The 15611-nt window shown below is 70.8% G+C and carries 14 protein-coding genes and 1 pseudogene; 11 read left to right on the forward strand and 4 right to left on the reverse strand.

Annotated elements, in window-relative coordinates:
• The 3 genes and pseudogenes from ACWD4J_RS39805 to ACWD4J_RS39815 form a co-directional block, all read left to right on the forward strand.
• Positions 1-498 (forward strand): annotated as a pseudogene (locus ACWD4J_RS39805) (hypothetical protein); the annotation flags it as partial.
• A gap of 21 nt (positions 499-519) precedes the next feature.
• Complete coding sequence (locus tag ACWD4J_RS39810; protein ID WP_451400441.1) at positions 520-1575, forward strand: maleylacetate reductase; 1056 nt, start codon at positions 520-522, stop codon at positions 1573-1575.
• Between the two features lie 162 nt (positions 1576-1737).
• Positions 1738-2739, forward strand: coding sequence for a TAXI family TRAP transporter solute-binding subunit (locus ACWD4J_RS39815; protein WP_451400442.1), 1002 nt, complete (start codon positions 1738-1740; stop codon positions 2737-2739).
• A gap of 36 nt (positions 2740-2775) precedes the next feature.
• Here the strand turns inward: ACWD4J_RS39815 and ACWD4J_RS39820 are convergent, their stop codons facing one another.
• Both ACWD4J_RS39820 and ACWD4J_RS39825 read right to left on the reverse strand, forming a co-directional pair.
• Positions 2776-4185 carry an ATP-binding protein gene (locus ACWD4J_RS39820; RefSeq protein WP_451400443.1) on the reverse strand — a complete coding sequence of 470 codons (1410 nt, stop codon included), beginning with the start codon at positions 4183-4185 and terminating at the stop codon, positions 2776-2778.
• 9 nt (positions 4186-4194) lie between these two features.
• Complete coding sequence (locus ACWD4J_RS39825) at positions 4195-4884, reverse strand: response regulator transcription factor (protein ID WP_451400444.1); 690 nt, start codon at positions 4882-4884, stop codon at positions 4195-4197.
• A gap of 275 nt (positions 4885-5159) precedes the next feature.
• Here ACWD4J_RS39825 and ACWD4J_RS39830 point away from each other — a divergent pair, with 275 nt between their 5' ends.
• The 8 genes from ACWD4J_RS39830 (at position 5160) to ACWD4J_RS39865 (ending at position 11926) form a co-directional block, all read left to right on the forward strand.
• A complete protein-coding gene (locus tag ACWD4J_RS39830) occupies positions 5160-5936 on the forward strand; it encodes an amino acid ABC transporter ATP-binding protein (RefSeq protein ID WP_451400445.1) in 777 nt (258 codons plus the stop codon).
• 67 nt (positions 5937-6003) lie between these two features.
• A complete protein-coding gene (locus ACWD4J_RS39835; RefSeq protein ID WP_451400446.1) occupies positions 6004-6918 on the forward strand; it encodes a glutamate ABC transporter substrate-binding protein in 915 nt (304 codons plus the stop codon).
• 212 nt (positions 6919-7130) lie between these two features.
• A complete protein-coding gene (locus ACWD4J_RS39840; RefSeq protein ID WP_451400447.1) occupies positions 7131-7778 on the forward strand; it encodes an amino acid ABC transporter permease in 648 nt (215 codons plus the stop codon).
• Complete coding sequence (locus ACWD4J_RS39845; protein WP_451400448.1) at positions 7775-8809, forward strand: amino acid ABC transporter permease; 1035 nt, start codon at positions 7775-7777, stop codon at positions 8807-8809. Before ACWD4J_RS39840 ends, ACWD4J_RS39845 begins: the two co-directional genes overlap by 4 nt.
• Positions 8810-9034: 225 nt before the next feature.
• Positions 9035-10639 (forward strand): FAD-dependent monooxygenase, encoded by a 1605-nt coding sequence (locus ACWD4J_RS39850; RefSeq protein WP_451400449.1) that lies wholly within the window; start codon positions 9035-9037, stop codon positions 10637-10639.
• A gap of 88 nt (positions 10640-10727) precedes the next feature.
• Positions 10728-10799 carry a putative leader peptide gene (locus tag ACWD4J_RS39855; protein ID WP_309544753.1) on the forward strand — a complete coding sequence of 24 codons (72 nt, stop codon included), beginning with the start codon at positions 10728-10730 and terminating at the stop codon, positions 10797-10799.
• Between the two features lie 162 nt (positions 10800-10961).
• Positions 10962-11519: a cysteine dioxygenase gene (locus ACWD4J_RS39860; RefSeq protein WP_451400450.1), complete on the forward strand. Its 558-nt coding sequence runs from the start codon at positions 10962-10964 to the stop codon at positions 11517-11519.
• A complete protein-coding gene (locus ACWD4J_RS39865) occupies positions 11516-11926 on the forward strand; it encodes a rhodanese-like domain-containing protein (RefSeq protein ID WP_451400451.1) in 411 nt (136 codons plus the stop codon). Before ACWD4J_RS39860 ends, ACWD4J_RS39865 begins: the two co-directional genes overlap by 4 nt.
• Positions 11927-12012: 86 nt before the next feature.
• On the opposite strand, the gene ACWD4J_RS39870 is transcribed toward ACWD4J_RS39865, so the two are convergent.
• Complete coding sequence (locus ACWD4J_RS39870; protein ID WP_451400452.1) at positions 12013-14553, reverse strand: FtsX-like permease family protein; 2541 nt, start codon at positions 14551-14553, stop codon at positions 12013-12015.
• Positions 14550-15266: an ArsR/SmtB family transcription factor gene (locus ACWD4J_RS39875; protein WP_451400453.1), complete on the reverse strand. Its 717-nt coding sequence runs from the start codon at positions 15264-15266 to the stop codon at positions 14550-14552. Before ACWD4J_RS39875 ends, ACWD4J_RS39870 begins: the two co-directional genes overlap by 4 nt.
• Positions 15267-15611 lie beyond the last annotated feature (345 nt).

Raw genomic sequence — 15611 nt, forward strand, 5'->3', positions numbered from 1 at the left:
AGTTGCACTCGCGTCACGCAAGAAGATCTACCGGCCCAGGCCCCTCCGCGAGGGCGGATCGCGCAGATTGATCACGACTCGATACGCGCCCTAGTCGCCGTCGGCGTCCCGGTCCGCGGCGCGGACGCCGTCGCGCTGGCGGGCGTGTCGGTGTCCATGCCCGGGGTGCGCTACGACCCGGGCCGCCTGCAGTCGCTGGTCGCGACCCTCAACTCCGCGGCGCGCGCGATGGAGGCCGACCTGGCGGCCCGAGCGCTCCGCTGGGCATCCGGTGCGTCACCTGCGGGTCCGTCGTGGCTGGTCGCACCCGTGAACGCCTTGGACCGCCTCGGCCGGGAATGGGCGTACGAGGCGGTCGGGTTCTCCTACGGTGGTGTCCCGGCCGGCCTGCGCGCCGCCCAACAACTCGAGCAGGTCGTGACCATGCGCCGCATGAGTCCGGTCACCGACGCCATGTCCATCCCGTTCGTCGCAGTCGCCCCGAACCCGGCCAACTGAGAACCACCGGAGGTACCGACCATGTCCGAGCGCGCCACCGGGCACGTGACCGTCCACGAGACACTGCCCTCCCGGGTGCTCGTGGGTCCAGGCGCACGCCACGCCGTGCCGGAGGAGACCGCACGGCTCGACTCCGGCCGGGTGCTGCTCATCGCGACCGGCTCTGCCAAGACGGCCGCCGACGAGCTCGCCCGTGCTCTCGGCCCCCGCCTGGCGGCGCGCTTCGACCGGCCGGTCGTCCACACCCCGGTCGCGGTCACCGAGGAGGCGCTCCAGCTGCTGCGCGAGCACGACGCCGACAGTGTGGTGGCGATCGGCGGCGGCTCCGCCATCGGCCTCGCCAAGGCGCTGTCCGTGCGCACCGGGCTGCCGCAGATCGCCGTCCCGACCACGTACGCAGGCTCCGAGGTGACGCCCGTCCTCGGCGAGACCGAGAACGGCGTGAAGACGACCCGCCGCGACGCGTCCATCGCGCCCGGCACGGTCGTCTACGACCCGGAGCTCACCCTCACCATGCCGCCGGGCCTCACCCTGACGAGCGCCCTCAACGCCCTGGCCCATGCGGTCGAGGCGCTGTGGGCGCCGAACGCGACCGCGGCGAGCGACGCGCTGGCGACCGAGTCGGCCGCCGGCATCCTCACCGCCCTCCCCGACGTCCTCGCCGACCCGTCGGGGCTGCCCGGCCGCGAACGCCTCCAGGCGGCCGCCTGGCTCGCCGGCCTCTGCCTGGCCCAGACCCGGATGGGCCTGCACCATCAGCTGGCGCACGCCCTCGGCGGCACCTTCGACCTGCCGCACGCCGAACTCCACACCCTGCTGCTCCCCCACGTCATGGCCTTCAACCTGCCGGCGGCGCCGAAGGCCGCCGCCCGGCTGGAGCGGATCACGGGCGGCGACCCGGTGGCGGTCGTCGGCGACCTGGCCCGCAGCTACCAGGGCCCCACCACGCTCAGCGCCCTGGGAGTGCCGCGCGACGGTCTGCGGGCCGTCGCCGAGCGCGTCGCGGCCCAGCCCTACCCGAACCCGCGTGCACCGGAGGCGGACGCGGTGACGCGACTGCTGGAGGGTGCCTGGTGACCGTGCCTGTGAGGTCGAACAGCGCGCGGCCGTCCTGCAGCAGCACGCTCGGTGGCGGCGCTCCCGGCCAGGTGCTGGGCGTGTACTCGTCCATCGTCTGTGGAAGTCCGTCACCGAACCCGGCCTGGTCATCACGGCGAGTGACCTGGCAGGATCGCTCGCATGGTCCAGCCACTCCCGCACATCGGCAGGCGCCGCGCACTGTTGGGCGCTGCCGCCGCCGTCGTCTCCTCCGGGCTGCTGTGGTGGCTGCTGCCGCTGGACAAGGATTCGCCGGGCGGCCGTGTGACCTTCAGTACGGGCGCGAAGTCCGGGGTCTACCAGACGTACGGCGAGCTCCTGAAGCAGGCTCTCGCCCGTGATCTTCCGGATCTGCACGTGACGCTGCGCAGCAGTGAGGGTTCGCAGGAGAACCTGGAGCGGGTGGCTGCCGGTGAGGCGGACTTCACCATCGCGGCCGCCGACGCCGTCCGGGCGTACCAGCTGGCGGAGAAGCCTGGCGCCGCGCACCTGCGTGGCTGCGCCCGGCTCTACGACGACTACGTCCAGCTCGTGGTCCCGCGGGGCTCCGACGTGCACTCCGTCACGGACCTGAAGAACAAGCGGGTGGCCGTAGGGCAGAGCGGCTCGGGCGTACAGCTGATCGCCGACCGGGTCCTCGAGGCCGCGGGCCTCGACGCCACGAAGGACATCGAGCGGTACGAAATCGGAATCGACAAGATGCCCACGGCACTCGAGAACCGCGACATCGACGCCTTCTTCTGGTCGGGCGGTCTGCCGACGACGGCCGTGGGGAGCCTGTCACAGCATTTCGCCATCCGTTTCGTGGAGCTCGGAGACCTCGTAGACGAGCTGCACAAGCAGGGAGGAGCGTCCCGCTTCTACCGGGCTTCCGTGATGCCCGCCGACGCATATGACGCATACAGCAAGGCCCAGAACGGCAAGGCGGTGTCGACCCTGGCCGTGGCCAACCTGCTGGTCACCACGGACCGTACGGACCCGGAGCTGACCGAGGCACTGACCCGCACGGTGATAGACAGCCGTGACCGCATCGGCGGGCAGGTACACGCGGCCCAGCTGGTGGACCTGCGGACGGCCCTGTACACGGACCCGCTGACACTGCACAAGGGCGCCATTCGCTACTACCGCTCGGTCAAGCCGTAAGCCCTGCCGGCCCAGCGGACAGGGGCCCGAAAGGCGTCAGACCCCAGGCGGATCCGACCGCGGCACCGTCACCGTCACCCGCAGCCCGTGCGGTTCACGGTGGGCGTACGCGATCGTTCCGCCGCACGCGGCGAGCAAGGCGTGGGAGATCGACAGGCCCAGGCCCGAGCCCTTGACGTTCTGGTGGAGGTTGCTGCGCCAGAAGCGGTCGCCGATGCGGGCGAGTTCCTCCTCGGTGAGGCCGGGGCCGCCGTCCGCTATCGCGATGGTCGAGTGCCGGCCGTTCGAGGAGACCGTGACGGCGACCTCCTCGCCTTCGGGCGTGAACTTCAGGGCGTTGTCGATCACTGCGTCCAGGGCGCTGGACAGGGCGACCGGATCGGTCCATGCCGTGACGGGCGGGCACTCCTCGCGCAGCCGTACGCCCTTGTCGTCGGCGACGGGGCGCCAGGCCTCGACGCGCTCGGCGGCCAGCGCGCCGATGTCGGTGAGCTGCAGATCGGCCGGGGCGTGCTCGGCGAGCGCCAGGTCGAGCAGGTCGTCGAGGACCTGGGCGAGGCGCTTGCCCTCGGTGCGGACCGAGGCGATCTCCTCGTTGTCCTCGGGCAGTTCGAGGGCGAGCAGCTCGATGCGCAGCAGCAGCGCGGCGAGGGGGTTGCGCAGTTGGTGGGAGGCGTCGGCGACGAAGGCGCGCTGCTGTTCGAGTACGTCCTCGACGTTGTCGGCCATCTCGTTGAACGAGCGGGCCAGCCGCCTCAGTTCCGGCGGTCCGCCAGCCACGGCCACGCGGGACTTGAGGCTGCCCGTGGCTATGTCGTGCGTGGTGGCGTCGAGGATGCGTACCGGGCGCAGCACCCAGCCGGTGAGGCGCAGCGCCGCGCCCACGGCCAGGAGCATCGCGGCGGCCTCGCCGAAGACGATCGGCAGCCAGCCGCGCAAGGTCTCCGAACGCATATTGCCGGTGGGCGAGTCGGTGACGACGACGGCGACGACGTCGCCGTCCCGGATGACCGGCGAGGCCACGACCAGGCGGCCGTCCTGCCAGGGCCACACCTGCTTGGGGTCATGGCCGGGCCTGGAGAGCAGCGCCTCCGCGAATGCCGTGCGGTCGTCGCCCGTCTTGGGCAGGTACCAGTCGGCGGGGGCGTGGGCCATGGGGTCGTCGTCGCGGTAGAAGACGCCCGCCTTGATCCTGTACACATCCCAGTAGCGCTGGAGTTCGCTCTGAAGGGTCTCCTGCCGTTCGTCCTTGATCTTCCGCCGTGAGCCGCTGGGGCGTTCCGTGACGAACTGGGCGAGTGCGGCGAAGCGCGCGGTGTCGTCGATCCGGTCGACCACCACTTTCTGCTGCTGCGCGGCCGCCACGCTCACCGCGAGCGGGAACCCGAGCGCCAGCAGTACGCCCGCCATGAGAACGATGAGCAGCGGGAGGAGTCGGGCACGCACCCGGACCCGCTACGACGCCGGGGCGACGAGCCGGTAGCCCACGCCGCGCACGGTCTCGATGAGGGCCGGCATCTGCAGTTTGGAGCGGAGCGAGGCCACATGCACCTCCAGCGTGCGACCCGTCCCCTCCCAACTGGTGCGCCACACCTCGCTGATGATCTGCTCCCGGCGGAAGACGACACCCGGCCGCTGCGCGAGCAGCGCCAGCAGGTCGAACTCCTTGCGGGTCAGCTGTACGACGACACCGCTCACGCTGACCCGGCGGGTCGACAGCTCGATGTGCAGGGACCCGAGCCGCACCTCGGTCTCGGCCGGTGCGGTGCCGTCGCCGGGCAGGCTGCGCCGGGCGACCGCGTGGATACGGGCGAGGAGTTCCCGGGTGTCGTACGGCTTCACGACGTAGTCGTCGGCGCCGAGGTTCAGGCCGTGTATGCGCGACCGGACGTCGGAGCGGGCCGTGACCATGATCACGGGGGTGCTGGTCAGCTTGCGGATCCTGCCGCACACCTCGTAGCCGTCCTGGTCGGGAAGGCCGAGGTCGAGGAGGACGACGCCGAAGGGTTCGGCGTTGTCCGGCAGCAGCGCCCGGAGGGCCTCCTCGCCGCTGCGCGCGTGCACCACCTGGAACCCGTGCCGGGCGAGAACCGCCGACAGGGCCGCAGCGACGTGGTTGTCGTCCTCGACGAGCAGCAGTCTCATACCGGCCCCCTCCGGTTCATCGGTCGTTCGGTCATGGCCTCTACACACGGGCGTGCGTACCCATGCATCCATCCGGATGGCCAAGGATCACGTCAAGCCGGATCGGGCCGCGCACGGGTTCTGTTATCCAGCCGGTACGAGCCCCCCGAACACCTTCACGCAGAGTATCCGGCCGACATCGGATCGTGATGCTCAATTCTCGCTCAGATGTGATGACTCTGCATTTACGACGTCATTACTGTCCTCCCAACCGACGAGGACGGAGCAAGAAGCCGATGACCGAAGTATCGGTGGCCAAGGACGCCGCACCGGCGACCGACGGACTGGTCGTGCTGAAGAGCGTGAACAAGCACTTCGGCGCGCTGCATGTGCTCCAGGACATCGACCTGACCATCGCCCGCGGCGAGGTCGTCGTGGTGATCGGGCCCTCCGGATCCGGAAAGTCGACCCTGTGCCGCACCATCAACCGCCTGGAGACGATCGACTCGGGTGAGATCACGATCGACGGACGGCCGCTGCCCCAGGAGGGCAGAGAGCTGGCGAGGCTGCGGGCCGACGTCGGCATGGTCTTCCAGTCCTTCAATCTCTTCGCGCACAAGACGGTCCTCGAGAACGTGATGCTGGGCCAGGTCAAGGTGCGCAAGGCCGACAAGAAGGCCGCCGAGGAGAAGGCGCGGGCCCTGCTCGACCGGGTCGGCGTGGGCACCCAGGCCGACAAGTACCCCGCACAGCTCTCCGGCGGTCAGCAGCAGCGCGTGGCGATCGCGCGGGCACTGGCGATGGACCCGAAGGTCATGCTCTTCGACGAGCCGACCTCGGCCCTCGACCCGGAGATGATCAACGAGGTGCTCGACGTCATGCAGCAGCTCGCCCGGGAAGGGATGACGATGGTCGTCGTCACCCACGAGATGGGCTTCGCCCGGTCCGCGGCCAACCGCGTGGTCTTCATGGCCGACGGCCGGATCGTCGAAGAGGCCGCCCCGGAGCAGTTCTTCAGCAACCCGCGCAGCGACCGGGCCAAGGACTTCCTGTCGAAGATCCTTCACCACTGACGCACGGCCGACCCCCGCGTCCCATTTCTTTCCTGCCGACTTCCTGCCGACTCAAAGGATGTTCACCATGAAGCTCCGCAAGTCCGCCGCCGCCGCGGCGATCGCCGTACTCGCGCTCACCGCCACCGCATGCGGCGGCGAGTCCGGTACGGCGGGTGACCAGCCCAGCGGGTCCGGCGGCAAGGACCAGCCGAAGCTCCCCACGTACACCGTGGCCAAGGACGTGAAGATCGACTCGCCGACCCTCGAGCGCGCCCAGAAGGCGGGCAAGATCGTCTTCGGTGCCAAGAACGACCAGCCGTACCTCGGCTTCGAGGACACCGACGGCACCCGCTCGGGCTTCGACATCGAGATCGCCAAGATGGTCGCGGCCGACCTCGGCTTCTCGGCCTCCCAGATCGAATTCAAGACGGTCGACTCCGGCGTCCGCGAGACCACCATCTCGAAGGGCGACGTCGACCTGTACGTCGGCACGTACACCATCAACGACGAGCGCAAGAAGCAGGTCGGCTTCGCGGGCCCGTACTTCATGGCCGGCGCCGACCTGCTCGTCCGCAAGGACGAGACGGCGATCACGGGCCCGGACTCCCTCAAGGGCAAGACGGTCTGCTCGATCGTCGGCTCGACGCCGCTGCAGGAGATCAAGAAGCCGAAGTACGGCGCCAAGACCGTCGAGCTCGCCAAGTACTCGGAGTGCGTCCAGCAGCTGCTGAACAACGAGGTCGACGCGGTCACCACGGACGACGCGATCCTCAAGGGCTACGCGGCGCAGCGCCCGACCAAGCTGAAGGTCGTCGGCAAGCCGTTCACCCAGGAGCCGTACGGCGTCGGCATGAACAAAGACGACAAGGCCCTGCGCGACGCGGTCAACGACGCGCTCGAGGCGCACGAGAAGAACGGCGACTACAAGAAGGCGTACGACGCGACGCTCGGCCTGTCCGGCTCCGCGTACACCGAGCCGCCGGCCGTCGAGCGCTACTGAGCCACCGGCTGACGAAGCCCTGGGGCGCCCTGGAGTGGGCTGCGGGCCACAAGCCCGCGGCTCCCCCAGTGCCCTGAGGGCCTGGGAGGCGCCCCCGCCTCGCGCCTGTCCGATCCATCGGCAGTGAACCGCCCGTCCCGTACGCACCACCGCGTGTGCGTACGGGGCGCGGTCCCCTCTGCCCGTCCGCTGCCGCCCACGAGGACTTTCCCGTGAACGTACTGCTCGACCATCTCCCGGATTTCCGGGAGGGGTTCATAGGCACCGTCCTGCTGACCCTGGCCAGCGGGCTCCTGGCGATGGTGCTGGGTGTCGTCATCGCCGGCTTCCGGGTCTCGCCCGTGCCCCCGCTCCGCTTCTTCGGCACCGCCTGGGTCACGCTGTTCCGCAACACTCCCCTGACTCTGCTGTTCCTGGTCGCCTGGTTCGTCGTCCCGGTGATCTTCGCCCCGGGCCTCAACCCGTGGACGAAGGCGCTCCTGGCGCTCAGCTTCTACACCTCGGCCTTCGTCTGCGAGGCCGTGCGCTCCGGCATCAGCACGGTGCCGCTCGGCCAGGCCGAGGCCGCCCGGTCCATCGGCATGACCTTCTTCCAGACGCTGCGGCTGATCGTCCTGCCGCAGGCCACCCGCACCGTGATCCCGCCGCTCAGCTCGATCTTCATCGCGCTCACCAAGAACTCGGCGATCGCGGGCGCGTTCAGTGTCACCGAGCTGTTCGGGGTCCAGAAGCTGCTCAGCGACAAGGGCTTCCCGATCGCCTGGATCTTCCTGTGGGTGGCCCTCGGCTACCTGGTCATCACCTTCACCATCAGCGGTCTCTTCCGGCTGCTCGAGCGGCGCATGGGGGTCGCACGATGAGTTCGAGCGTCCTGTACGACGCCCCGGGCCCGAGGGCCCGCGTCCGCAACATCGTCTACACCGTCGTGGGTTCGGCAGCCGTCCTCGGCCTGATCGTCTTCGCGATCTACCGGCTGAACGTCAAGGGCGTGCTCGAGCCCGAGGTGTGGAACATCTTCAACAACGCCGGTGTGCGGACGAACATCCGCGACGGTGTGCTGAGCACGCTGAAGGTCTTCGCGCTGGCCGGTGTGCTGTCGCTCGTGCTCGGCCTGCTCCTGGCAGTCGCCCGGTTCTCCGACCACAAGCCCGTCAGCTGGCTGGCGACCGGGTTCATCGAGCTCTTCCGCGCCGTCCCGCTGCTGATCACGATCTACGCCCTGTGGGTGCTGTTCCTCAGCTACAAGAACGAACTGGGCCTCGGCGAGAACAGCGCCTTCTGGGCCCTCGTCATCGGCCTCAGCGTCTACAACGGTTGTGTGCAGGCGGAGGTCCTGAGGGCCGGCATCAACGCCGTCCCGCGCGGACAGGTCGAGGCCGCGTACGCCCTGGGTCTGCGCAAGACCCAGGTGATGACCATGCTGCTGGTGCCGCAGGCCGTCCGGTCGATGCTTCCGACGATGATCAGCCAGCTCGTGGTGACCCTCAAGGACACCTCGCTCGGCTACATCATCACGTACGCGGAGCTGCTCTACGCCGCCCGGATGATGGCCAACAACATCATCGTCAACGGGAACAACCCGATCACCGCGGTCGTCATCGTCGTCGGCGCCATCTACATCGCACTCTGCCTGGCCCTGTCCTCGCTGGCGACGTGGATCGAGCGGCGCGGGCGCCGCGCCAAGACGGGTATCGCGGTGGCCGCGGCCGCCGAGCCGGCCGCGGCGCCCGGTGTGCTGGACGCCTCGGAAGGCCCGCTGGCACCCGTGGCCGCCGCGCCGGAGGCGCCCGGTGGCCAGGTGGCACCGGCCGACGAGGTCCCTGGTTCCGCTGGAGCGGAGGGGTCCGGGGGCACCGGAGACGGTGACGGACCGAGCCCCGGCAAGAGCTGAGCCGCCCGGCATCGGAGCGCGTCGGAACCCAGCGGCTCGGAACAGGACCTGACGAGTCGTGGGCAAACGGAGGCAGTGGCATGATCGCCACTGCCTCCGTCGCTTGACGCAAGCACCGGCAATGGGTTGCATACGTTCTGTGACCGCGCACCCCGCTCCAACTGCCAGTTTTCCTACGACGCCCAGGACAACCCACCAGGCTGCAGGGGCAGGGGGCGCCGCGTCGTGGACCCGGTGATCGTCGTCGGAGCGGGGCCCGTCGGGTTGACGCTCGCCCTCGCCCTCGCGCGTCACGAGGTGCCCTCGGTCGTACTCGACGAGGGGCCCGGCAAGGACGAACCGAGGGCCGCGCGGACGGTCGTGCTGCGCGAGGACACCGCCGATCTCGTGGAGCGGCTCGCCGGTGTCCCGTTCGCGGAGACCGGCGTCCGCTGGACCGGCTGGCGGTCGCTGCGGCGCAGGCAGGTGCTGCGGCAGATCACCTTCGGTGCCGAGGATCCCGCGCCGCTCCACCTGCCACAGCATGTGCTGACCTCCGCCCTGCGTACCGCCATCGCCCGCGAGCCGTTCGTCAAGCTGTCGGTGGAAAGCCGGCTCGACTCGATGGAGCAGGAGACCGCGGGAGTGACGGCGCACACCAAGGGGCCCAAGGGCACGTGGTGGCGCGGCAGTTATCTGGTCGGCTGCGACGGGCCGCGGTCGACGGTGCGCAAGCTCGTCGACATCCGCTTCGCCGGGCGTACGGCCGTCGAGCGGCATGCGGTCGCCGCGCTGCGTACGGAACTTCCCTGGCCGGGCGAGGCGGTGCTGCACCGGATGCCGCCGTGGCGCCTGGCGGGCAGCGAGGTGACCGCCCGCCCTCTTGCCGCCGGCGCCTGGCGGCTGGACTGGCTGCTCCCCCAGCGGGACGAACTGGTGACCCCGGAGGCCCTCGTGGCACGCATCCGGGAGACACTCGCCGGCTGGAACGGCGGAAGCACTCCGCCGTACGAACTGCTCGACACCGGCGTCCACACGGTCCACCACCGCCTCGCGCGGCGGTGGCGCAGCGGGCGCGTCTTCCTCGCGGGGGATGCCGCACATCTGCTCGGTGCGCTGGGCACCCAGGGTGTGGACGAGGGACTGCGGGACGCGGACAACCTCGCCTGGAAGCTGGCACTGGCCTGGCACCACGGGCCGCACGAGGCGCTGCTCGACAGCTACCAGACCGAGCGGCGGGCGGTCGTCGCAGCCCGGCTGCGCGCCTCCGACCAGTCGCTGCCGATACTGCGCGGCGGCGGGGGTCTGCGCGCCCACCTGCCGGGGACGGCGCGCGGCCACGACATACTGCTCACGGACGGTCACCTGGGCCGTGGCCCGCTGGGCGCGCAGGGATCGTATGCGGCCTCGCCGCTGGCGCCCGCGCCCTCCGAGTCGGAGGTGATGTCGGACACAGCTCCCGGCACGCCGGTGGCCGATGTACGCGCCACCGCGGAGGACGGCTCCTTCGTACAGCTGCGGGACCGGCTCGGCCGCAACAGGCTCCTCGTCCTGCTCGTCGCACCCGGCACGGGCGTGTGGGAGCGGCGGCACTGGATGACCGCCGGGATCATGCCCCGCCTGGCCGCCGCGGTCACGGCGCTGCCCCATCCGGCTGAACTCCTGGTCGCCGAAAGCTATCCCGGCGCGGCCGCCCACACCGTCCTGTTGATCCGCCCCGACGGACACCTCGTCACAGCGCTGGGCGGGGTGCGGCCCGCCGAACTGTACGCGGCGGCAGAGGCGGTGCTGGGCGGATCCGCGCACACCGAGAGCAGCGCGACGAACGGGGCGGCGGCCGGACCACACTGAGCCCGTCGTCACGAGCGTCCACACGGTTCACGGTGAGTTGACCGCTCCCGACCACCATGGTCTACTCCGGAGCGTGACCGACACCGATGTGCGCCTGTGGCGGAGGGTCCATATGGACCTCGTCCGCTATGCGGGCTGCGTGTGTCGTCCGTCCTGCTGAAGTCGCTCCCCCTTTGCTTTCCGCGCGGGCCCGCTGACGGGCTGCCGCGCTCTCACGCGAACGCTCATCAGGACGGTGCCCGTGTCTGTCTCCCGATCTGTCGCCCAATCTGTCTCTCGATCTTTCTCCCGCGCCTTCTCACGGTCTGAATCCGGATCTGTCGTGCGCTCTGCTTCTGCGGAGTCCGCCCGGACCGAAGCTCACACCCGGGCCGAAGCTCCAGCCCGGGTCCCCACGCAGGCGGACCTCCTGGACTTCGCACGGCGTACGGCCGCCGACTCCGCACTGATCGCCTCGCTCCCGCTCGACCCCGAGGGGCGCACCTGGGTGCGTCTCGAGGGCCCCGGTGGCAGCGAGGCCTGGCTGATCGGCTGGCCGCCGGGCACCGGTACCGGCTGGCACGACCACGCCGACTCGGTAGGCGCCTTCGTGACCGCGTCGGGAGAGCTCAAGGAGAACTCGCTCGCCGCCCGGCTGCCCACCGACGGCTGGAAGACCCTCGAACTCGCCGACGGGGTCGACCGGGAGCGGCGGCTGCCGTCCGGCCAGGGCCGTGCCTTCGGCCGCCACCACGTGCACGAGGTACTCAACGAATCGACGGACCGGCACGCGATCTCGGTCCACGCCTACTATCCGCCCCTGCCGCAGATCCGCCGCTACAGCCGTACGGGACAGCTGCTGCGCCTGGAGCAGGTCGAGCGCCCGGAGGACTGGCAGTGAGCGACGCGATCGAAGGGCTGGAAGGGCCGGTCGGCATCGACGCGTTGCTGGAGCGGGTGCGCGAGGGCTACGTGCGGATCGAGGCCCGGGAGGCGCACGACGCCGCCCGGGCGGGCGAGGCGCTGCTGGTCGACATCCGCTACGCGGCCCTGCGGGAGCGCGACGGGCTGATCCCCGGCGCTCTCGTCGTCGAGCGCAACGAGCTGGAGTGGCGGCTGGACCCGCAGGGCAGCCACCGCGTCCCCGAGGCCACGAGCCACGACCTGCAGATAGTGGTGATCTGCAACGAGGGCTACGCCTCGAGCCTGGCCGCCGCGTCCCTGCACCGACTGGGGCTGCACCGGGCCACCGACCTGGTCGGCGGATTCCAGGCGTGGAAGGCGGCGGGACTCCCCGTGACGTCGTAGATGCCGTGCCGTGCCACCCCGCTGCGGGCAGTCGTGCCGCTGGGGCGGCACGGGTGGGCGCAGCGGCACCCCGACGGCGGGCGCCCTTACTCCTTGGCCGCCGCCACAGTCACGGCGGGCACCCTGAGCGCCGCCCGCCCCGGCAGGGACGTCGCGACGAGGGCCAGCAGTCCGGCCACCGCAACCACCGTGACGTACACCAGCGGCACGATCGCAGGCCCGGCACCACCGGTCATACCGACGCTGAACGCGGTCAGGACAGCGAGTGCGATACCGCTGCCGAGCCCCGTGGCGAGCAGCAGAACCGCCAGCGCCTCGGTACGCAGCATCCGCAGCACCTGGCGGCGGGTCGCCCCCGCGAGGCGCAGCAGTGCGAACTCACGGACCCGCTCGGAGACCGACATGGCGAGCGTGTTGACCACGGCGATGGCCGTGAAGGCCAGGACGAGCCCCATGGCGAGGTAGTTGACCTCGGCGTTCGCCTTCTGCCGCTCGGCCTGGAGGGAGTCGGCGACCGCCGGGGCGAGAACCCGTACGCCCGGGAACTCACGGAGCGTAGTCGCGAGTTGTGTCTGTGTACGGGTGGTCGCGACGAGAACGGAGGCGGCGAGCGGGTTGTCCACGTGCCGGGCGACCAGGTCGTGGGCGAAGGTGAGGTCGCCGAAGCCGAGTCCCTTGGCGTAGACGGCGGCGACGGTCAGGGTGACGGGCGTGCCGTCGCCCAGCGTGAGCTTCAGCCTGCTGCCCGGCTTCAGGTGGAGTCGGTCGGCGGCGAGTTCACTGACGGCGACGGTCCGGTCGGTGAGCCCCTCGAGGGTGCCGGCGGTGACGTCCGGGTCCCAGGTGCGGGTGAGGCCGGCCGGGGTGACGCCCTGGGCCGCGTACTTGTCGAGGCCGACCCTGACCGTCGTACGGACCACTTCGGTGACGGTGTCGTGCTGCGTACGCAACCGCCGTGCGGCCTCGGCCGGGACGCCCGGGCCGTCGGCAGCAAGGACCCAGGCGGCACGGACTCCCTCGCGGGCCTGGGCGCGGGCCGCGTTGCCGAGGGTCGACTGGACGAACAGAACCGTGCAGGTCATGCCGATCAGAAGGGTGAGGGGGGTGACGACAGAGGCCATGCGCACGGCGTTGCCGCGAAGGTTGGCGGTGGCGAGCCTGCCGCCCGGGCCGGTGAGCCGGAGAGGACCGCCGAAGAGGGCCGCGGCCACCTTGACCAGGTACGGCCCGAGCAGGGCGACGGAGGTGGAGAGGACCACAACGGCGAGGAATGTCACGGGAGTCGACGCGGGCTCTGTGCGCAGCCGGCTCAACACGGCGACCAGGAAGATGCCGCCCGCGAGGAGCGCGAGCCCTGCCAGGATGCGTCCCCAGGCGGGTCGGGTGTGCTCGGCGGCGGCTTCGGCGAGTGCCTCGGCGGGGCGGATCCGGGTGATCCGGCGGGAGGCGACGCGGGCGGCTGCCCAGGAGCCGAAGAGGGTCGCGCCGACCGCGGCCATCGGCGGAAAGACGCTGACCGTGTGCTCAAGCGTGGCGGGGATGGCACCCAGCGCGACGAACCTGGCGTGCAGCCAGCTGCCCAGGGGGAGGCCCGCGAGCGCGCCGGCCGTTCCCGCGACGGCGCCGACGAGCAGTGCCTCACGGCCGAGGAGCCTCCGGATCTGTCCGGACGTGGCGGCGATCGCGCGGAGCAGCGCGAGTTCGCGGTGGCGCTGCTGGACGGTGAGCGTGAGGGTCCCGACGACCACGAGGACCGCCACGAGCAGCGACGTGCCGCCCATCGCGCCGCCCATGCTGACCAGCCTGGTGCGGGCCGATGCCGCGTCCAGGAACTCGACGGGGCCACGATCGTCACCCGCACTGACCTGCGCGGTTGTGCCGTGCAGCGTCCTCGTCACGGCCTGCCGTAGCCGTGCCGGGTCCATGCCCTTGACGGGGATCACGCCGAACGCGGTGACCTGCCCCGGGTGTGCCGCGAGGCGGCGGGCCTCGGCCGCGGAGAAGAAGAGCGAGGTCTGGTGGCGTACGGCCGTGGCGGGGGCGGCGATTCCGGTGATCCGGTAGCTGCGCGGGGCCTGTGTCGACTGGACGGTGAGCCGGTCGCCGGGCTTGAGTCGGGCGCGCTCGGCGAGGTCGCGGTCGATGACGAGGTCGGTGGCGGCCTTGGGGGCGGTGCCGGTGGTGAGCGTGTACGGGGTCAGGGCGGCCGAGTCCCAGGCGTGGCCGTAGGTGGCCCTGCCGCTTGCTGTGCCGCTCGGGGTCGACGGGGTCAACGGCTGGGCGAGAAAGGTCCGTTCGGGGATCACGCGGGCGACGCCCGGGGTGTCCGCGAGCTTCCGCTTCAGGTCCTCCGGCAGCCAGGCCCGCTCCGCGATCGGCTTGGCCTTGTGCTTGACCTTGGTCTTGCCCTTCTTGTGCTTGACGGTGGTCTGGTGGACGTTCTGGTCGGCGGACACTACGACGGGAGCTGCGGCATACCGTTCGGTGGGGATGCTGCCGTGCAGACCCGTCTCGAGGAGGGTGCCGCAGGCGGTGATGAGGGCCGCCGCGCACATCAGGGCGAGTAACGCGCCGAGGAAGCCGCCCTTGCGGGCGCGGACGGTCCGGAGGGCGTAGCGCAGCATCATGAGGGATCGGCCTCTTTCGTGTTGTCCGCCGTGTTGTCCGCGTCTGAGCCGGGCGAGTGGTTGCTGCCGTCCAGGTCCGTGGGGCCTGGGAAGGCGAGGAAGCGGGTGAGCACGGTGCGTGCGCCGGGCGGGGTTTCGGTGTCGCCACGCTTGTAGCGGTTGAGGAGGGCGATGTACTCCTCGAAGAACTCGCGGAGTTCGGGCAGGGTCAGCAGGATGGTGCTGCGCGAGTACGGGAAGGCGTCCGCCCAGGGGTCGTCGAGAGCATCGCCCGCATCCCGCTGCAGTCGCTCGAAGAGCTCGAGGTCGGCGGCGTACGCGTGATGGTTGAGCTCGTCCATGACGTGCCGCATTTCGGGCGTCTGGTGGCTGCGCGGCGGGAAGCGGCGGTCGCCCGGGACCGCCCGCCACCAGCGCTCACGGCCGTGGCCGGTCGCGTCGAGCGCTTCTTCCACGAAGCCGTACCGTGCGAGCTCGCGCAGGTGGTAGCTGGTGGCGCCGGTGTTCAGCCCGAGTGCCCGGGCGAGCGTGGCTGACGTGGCGGGGCCGTGGACAGTGAGGTGCTGCAGCATGCGCTGCCGGCGGGGCTGCGCGAGCGCCTTCAGCGCGGCGAGGTCGGAGAGCTCGATGGGCGTGTGCCTGCCCTCCGTGGGCTCCCTCGCAGGGTCCCTTGTGGGCTCCTTCGCGCCGGGTGGACCGGGTCTCTGTGGCATGCGTACACAGTCGTCTGTGCACGGGTCTCTGTGCACTGCGGTGGTCCGGCGTCTTCATTGGGGGGTTGGCCCCACCGTTCCAGTTAAGTGAGCAGGAGTGAGCCCTGGGCCCATACCTGGTCACTGCGGGCATCCCGAACGGTGTTGGATGTCCGACTGGTTCCCCGCTTTCGCGTCCTGCTCGGCGACGGCACTGTGGGTGCGCGGTCCGTGGCAGGTGGGCAGGGTCCCTCATGCCCTGGGGCGCCCGATACGGCCTGGGCGGTCCGATGCCCGCACCCATCGCTCTGGTGGGTGCGGGGCGGTGCCGTCCGTCGCCGGTGTGGGGTTGCCAGCGGTTCCTGC

It is taken from the genome of Streptomyces sp. NPDC002577, assembly GCF_053594815.1.

Bases quoted from the DNA above. Each gene is read 5' to 3' on its own strand.
- ACWD4J_RS39870 (WP_451400452.1), bottom strand. From the start codon at position 14,553: ATGATGCTGCGCTACGCCCTCCGGACCGTCCGCGCCCGCAAGGGCGGC.
- ACWD4J_RS39835 (WP_451400446.1), top strand. From the start codon at position 6,004: ATGAAGCTCCGCAAGTCCGCCGCCGCCGCGGCGATCGCCGTACTCGCG.
- ACWD4J_RS39830 (WP_451400445.1), top strand. From the start codon at position 5,160: ATGACCGAAGTATCGGTGGCCAAGGACGCCGCACCGGCGACCGACGGA.
- ACWD4J_RS39810 (WP_451400441.1), top strand. From the start codon at position 520: ATGTCCGAGCGCGCCACCGGGCACGTGACCGTCCACGAGACACTGCCC.
- ACWD4J_RS39825 (WP_451400444.1), bottom strand. From the start codon at position 4,884: ATGAGACTGCTGCTCGTCGAGGACGACAACCACGTCGCTGCGGCCCTG.
- ACWD4J_RS39845 (WP_451400448.1), top strand. From the start codon at position 7,775: ATGAGTTCGAGCGTCCTGTACGACGCCCCGGGCCCGAGGGCCCGCGTC.
- ACWD4J_RS39815 (WP_451400442.1), top strand. From the start codon at position 1,738: ATGGTCCAGCCACTCCCGCACATCGGCAGGCGCCGCGCACTGTTGGGC.
- ACWD4J_RS39875 (WP_451400453.1), bottom strand. From the start codon at position 15,266: ATGCCACAGAGACCCGGTCCACCCGGCGCGAAGGAGCCCACAAGGGAC.